Consider the following 5,323-nt stretch of genomic DNA (forward strand, 5'->3'; position numbering starts at 1 on the left):
CCCCTCACTCCCCCCACTCCCCCTACTTCTCCTGTTCCCTATTCCCTATTCCCTTCTCTCGATATTCTCTAAGTTGCTGGAGGAGTTGTTCTTGGGATAAATTGGGTGGTTCTGGGACTGGTGCGGGGGTTGTTTCCACCTTCTCCACTATTTTGGGTTGGGAATTTATCACTAATATTTGTTTTTGAGGAACAGATGCGGTAATTACTACCTTTGACTGATTAGCATCAGCTTTGAGACCATCTAGAGTTACAGCTACCTTGGTTTTTTCCTGAATATCTTTGCCAGAAGAAACTAATTTACTCAGACCATTTACCAATCGCAGCATATTTTGACGAAACTTAGGATCGCCTGTTAATTCATCTAAATCAGCGGTGATTTTTTGGGTATTTTCAAATGTTGCTCTCGCCGCATCTAAGGTTTGTTGCAATAAAACAATGTTTTTTGGATCATTTAAAGTTTTAGAGGCATCTTTTAAATTCACAGAAGCTTCGGCTGCATTTGCCGATAGGGTTTCTAAATTGGTTAATAATTGTCCTTGAGTTAAGCGATTAATGGCAGGGGATAAACTTGTAACTGTTTGACGAAGTTGATTACTGGTCTCCGTCATACTATTTAAAGTACCAACTAAAGAAGAACGATTGGTAGTGATGAGATTGTCTAAATTTGTTAGTAAGCGATTTGCTTGTTTAGCTGTAATACTAAAATCCTTAGCTGTTGTCCCTAATTGATCTGCGGTTTTGGTAGCAGTTGTAGTTAATTGGGCTGTAGAGCGTTGTAATGTAGATGCCGTACCAGAAAATACACTTATTTGTCCTTTGAAGGTTTTGCTCAAATCCTGTAAATCCTTACTTAAATCGGCGATATTAGCAGCAGCATTAGCCGAGGTTTCTAAGGTGCGATTCACGTTTTTATAGAACTTTTCGTTACTATATTGAGCCGCAAAAATAGTTGATTGACGCATCAGTTCATCTACACTGATGCCAATTGTCCCTCTTAAGCGAGAACCATTACAAATAATCAAGCTAGAATTACAGTCTTTATCTAGAGGTTTGGCAGATAACTTCCCTGGTAAATATCCTTTGGGAGTAATTTCAATAATATTTTCGCTAATTAATCCACTTTGATTAGCTTCAATGAGGGAATTACTGGGAATTATTAAATCAGGGGAGTTAATTTGAATTTCCACATCAATGGCATTTGTTCCGGGTTGAACCTTGGTGATAGTTCCCACTTTCACACCCCGAAAACGGACTACTGAACCCTTTTGCATTCCCCCAGCATTGGCAAATTCGATAATTGCTCTGTAAGAAGTTTCTCCAGGGGTGATTCTATTTAACCACAGTAAAATTGTGCCAAATGCGCCTAACCCCACCAGGAGCAACAATCCTACAGAACCTTCTCTCATCATGCGTGCAGACGTGAAACTGCTAATTAGACCTCGCATTTATTCCTCCACTGATAGCGTTAAACTCAGCAACTTGATTTGGTACTTAACCAACTACTTGAATTGGTCCATGTACACTTCCACTCATAAATTGTCTAATTAGGGGATTTTCTGTATGATCTAAGGCAACTACTGTACCTTGCCATTGCACTTTTCCTTGATAAAGAAATACTATTTGATCGGATGTCCGCCGAATAGTGCTTTCTTGGTGAGTCACAATGGAGTAGGTACTACAGACTCCTTGTGTATTTTGTAAGTCACGGATTAAGTCCTCAATTACCGTTGAGGCAATGGGATCTAATCCGGCTGTAGGTTCATCGTATAATAAAACCTCTGGACTATCTGTAGGACGTTGAGGATTTGACATAATAGCACGAGCAAAACTGACTCTTTTTCGCATTCCTCCAGAAAGTTCTGATGGGTAAAGGTGACTAATATCTGCTAGTCCTACCAATTCTAATTTTTGATTGACTAATTCCCGAATGTGCGATCGCTTTAGTCGAGAATGTTGATAAAGTAGAAATCCAATGTTTTCTTCGACTGTCAAAGAGTCAAATAGAGCCGCTTGCTGAAATACCATGCCAATTCCCACCGGATCAGCAGCATCTTCTATTAAACCCTCTCTGCGTACTCCTTGAATATAAATTTCCCCTTCATCAGGTTTTAATAATCCGGCTATAATCCTTAAAACCGTTGATTTACCAGTTCCCGAAGGGCCAATTATTCCTAGTGCTTGTCCTCGGTATATTTTTAAATCAACGTTATCTAAAACCTTGTTGTTACCAAAAGTTTTAGAAATACCTTTTAATTCAATTAATGGTTCTAATGTTTCTGTCATTGCTAGTTAGTAATTAAATTCTCATCTGTCACCTATAATATTTTGTAAAGCACGTTATTTTCCCATTTTACTCAAGTTTATGTCCCCTTATCCTAGTTTAGTTACTGTTTCCGCACTTATACTATATTTTGTAGTGACAATTAATGTTGGTATAGCTAGAGCTAAATATCAAGTCCCTGTACCGCAGACTACAGGAAACCTGGATTTTGAAAGAGTGCTAAGGGTACAACAAAATACCTTGGAACAACTAGCTTTATTTATTCCGGCTTTATGGTTGTTTTCTATTTATGTTAGTCCTATTTGGGGTTCTGCTCTCGGTGCAGCTTGGATAGTAGGAAGAATTGCTTATGCTTGGGGATATTATCAAGCTGCTGAAAAACGCGGTCCTGGTTTTGCAATTAGTTCTCTCAGCGGTATCGTGCTAATTCTTGGTTCGCTGGTGGGGATTATTTTATCTATGGTGAAGTAGTTTTTGTTTCGCGCAAATACGCTAATGAGCAAAGACGCAAAGGAAGAGGGCGGAATTCTGTCCGCCCATACTGGATCTATATGTTTAATTTTGTTTCACCCAACTAAATCGGGAAATACCTCTTGCACAGCAGGATGTACAAGACGGTGATTTTGGACATTTAAACCTTTTGCTAAGGCTGGGTTCATGTCTAAGGCTTTAAGTCCCAGATTTGCTAACTGGACAGTATAGGGTAGGGTACTGTTATTTAGGGCTTGCGTGGATGTCCAAGGCACTGCTCCCGGCATATTAGGAACACCATAATGTACTACTCCCTCATCCATGTATACTGGTTTAGTGTGGGATGTAGGATGTAATGTTTCTACACATCCACCTTGATCAACAGCAACATCTACAATCACTGAACCAGGGCGCATTTGTTTAACTAATTCACGAGATACTAAAATGGGGGCTTTTTTGCCAGGAATTAAGACTGCACCAATGAGTAAATCGGCATCTTTGACTGCGGCTTCAATATGGGCGGAGTTGCTGTAAAGTAGTTCTACTCTCGACCCAAACAAGGTTTCTAGGTAAGATAGACGTTCCACGTTGACATCTAAGATTTGCACCAATGCACCCATACCGACGGCGATTTTAGCGGCTTCTGTACCGACGACACCACCACCTAAAATTACGACTTTACCAGCTTTGACTCCGGGGATACCGCCTAAAAGTACGCCTCTGCCTCCTTGTTGACGTTCTAGGAATCTTGCGCCAAATTGTACGGCTAACCGACCAGCAACAATACTCATGGGTGTGAGTAGGGGAAGTTTATTTGCTCCTGGTTGTTCTACGGTTTCATAAGCGATCGCACAAGTGCCACAATCAATTAAATATTCTGTTAACTGGCGATTCGCCGCTAAATGTAAATAAGTAAATAACAACTGCTCCTTTTGCAAGAATTTATACTCACTCACCAAAGGTTCTTTTACCTTAATAACTAACTCCCGATTCCAAGCAGCATCGGCAGTATTGACAATTTCTGCCCCAGCATTGCGGTAGTCTTCATCAGTAAATCCCGCGCCAGTACCAGCTTCACTTTCCACAAAAATATTATTACCATTTTCCCGTAATACCCGAACACTGGAAGGACTTAAACCTACCCGAAATTCCTGATCTTTAGTTTCTTTGGGAACACCAATTTCCATTGATAACCTCTTATATTTGATTGTTTCACTTTAGCGTGCCAGTACCTAGCTGATTATTTCCGTATTCAGTAATTCAAAATGCAAAATTTTTATTCTCCCTCACGCTACACCTTGACTAATCCGCCAGTCTTCTTACAATAGATAAAGAATAATTAAAAATTGTTAAGTAACGACGACCATCTTCAGCAATTTACTTGAAAAATCTCTGTAAATTTTTGTTTGCCAATTATCAACAAAGGAATCACTGATTATGACACAACAACAACCAACCATCACCCCCAAATTAGAAGAACCTAAATTTGGCTTTAATGAATATGCTGAACGTTTAAATGGCAGAGCGGCAATGATCGGCTTCATTTTAATGGTAGTAATTGAATACGTTACCAATCAAGGTGTACTTGCATGGCTCGGTTTAAAGTAGACTTTAATCTCAAGTTACTGATAGCTGGCGTGGCATAGTTTAATAAAGTATGAATTGGGTGTGGAGATGTTCTATGGAATGTCTCTACGTTAGTTTTTGGGTGATTTTTGTCCTCATACCTTGTTTCCTAAAATTAACTTATTGCCTCAGTCCTAGTACAATAGAAATAACTGCAATGATCCTCAAAGCAATCACTTCTGTGGGTGTTAATTACCGTACTCCCTTTTTTGCCAAAGGAAATTACAATTGTCCATGCTACTATTTGCCTTTGATGAAACAGACAAATTTTAGCTGGTATGCTCTGCGTAAATTTATACAAAAAATCTAATCTGGAACTAAGTAAGCTGTGATGAATGCTGTATTACCTCGTTTTTTAAAGTCAGCCTACCGCAAAGAACCTATCATTAGTGCATTGATAACAGTGGGAACAATAGATGCGCTGATTGGTGGTTTGGATGATAGTTGGTCACTTTTCACCTTTGGTTTAGGAACAGCCGGAATAGCTCTCGTCTTTAAATTATGGCGAATGCAGCAGCGTCCGGCTTTACCAGAAGAACCTGTTGCACAATATTATTTACCTCCTCAGTCTTCCGCTGACCCTTTACCTGTATTAAAGACTTCCAAGAAGAAACCCCGTCAGTAGTAAAACTCTTGAGGTGCAAAGCTTTGTGATGAGAATTTGTACCTCTTTTGCCTGCAATATACTGTAATACAAATTAGGGCGTAATATAAATTAGGGCGCAGACCCTGCGCCCCTACGGTTTTTGTAGTTTAGTGATTATCAAACTATTCAAAATCAAGTAAAATCCAATTAGTAATTATTACTAAATAGACCTATGAAACTACAAACTACTACCCAAGAAATCAAATTATATAAAAAAGTCAATTTCTCGGAAAATTTAGCATAAATAATCTCAGAATTTGATATGGCGGTTCTTGGTTGAGTGAAATACAAGAACCC

Annotated in this window: 6 protein-coding genes; 3 read left to right on the forward strand and 3 right to left on the reverse strand. The window is 39.2% G+C overall.

All coding sequences use genetic code 11. From position 1 onward, the window contains the following. Positions 1-22: 22 nt before the first annotated feature. Both IQ228_RS20340 and IQ228_RS20345 read right to left on the reverse strand, forming a co-directional pair. On the reverse strand, positions 23-1,447 hold the full coding sequence (locus IQ228_RS20340; protein ID WP_027402033.1) for an MlaD family protein: 1,425 nt from the start codon (positions 1,445-1,447) through the stop codon (positions 23-25). A gap of 46 nt (positions 1,448-1,493) precedes the next feature. Continuing rightward, a complete protein-coding gene (locus IQ228_RS20345; protein ID WP_027402034.1) occupies positions 1,494-2,285 on the reverse strand; it encodes an ABC transporter ATP-binding protein in 792 nt (263 codons plus the stop codon). A 79-nt stretch (positions 2,286-2,364) separates the two neighbouring features. Here IQ228_RS20345 and IQ228_RS20350 point away from each other — a divergent pair, with 79 nt between their 5' ends. Next, entirely contained in the window at positions 2,365-2,754 is a 390-nt protein-coding gene (locus tag IQ228_RS20350; protein WP_015083489.1) for an MAPEG family protein, read from the forward strand. A gap of 95 nt (positions 2,755-2,849) precedes the next feature. On the opposite strand, the gene ald is transcribed toward IQ228_RS20350, so the two are convergent. Beyond that, a complete protein-coding gene (ald, locus tag IQ228_RS20355; RefSeq protein WP_193964178.1) occupies positions 2,850-3,941 on the reverse strand; it encodes an alanine dehydrogenase in 1,092 nt (363 codons plus the stop codon). Between the two features lie 250 nt (positions 3,942-4,191). On the opposite strand from ald, the gene IQ228_RS20360 reads away from it, so the two are divergent. Together IQ228_RS20360 and IQ228_RS20365 are read left to right on the forward strand one after the other, a co-directional pair. Then, the gene (locus IQ228_RS20360; protein WP_027402036.1) at positions 4,192-4,362 is read left to right on the forward strand and encodes a chlorophyll a/b-binding protein; all 171 of its coding nucleotides are present in this window, start codon (positions 4,192-4,194) and stop codon (positions 4,360-4,362) included. Between the two features lie 349 nt (positions 4,363-4,711). Then, positions 4,712-5,005: a hypothetical protein gene (locus IQ228_RS20365; RefSeq protein WP_027402037.1), complete on the forward strand. Its 294-nt coding sequence runs from the start codon at positions 4,712-4,714 to the stop codon at positions 5,003-5,005. Positions 5,006-5,323: the final 318 nt, after the last annotated feature.

The organism is Dolichospermum sp. LEGE 00246 (assembly GCF_015207865.1).
GTDB classification, from domain to species: domain Bacteria; phylum Cyanobacteriota; class Cyanobacteriia; order Cyanobacteriales; family Nostocaceae; genus Dolichospermum; species Dolichospermum heterosporum.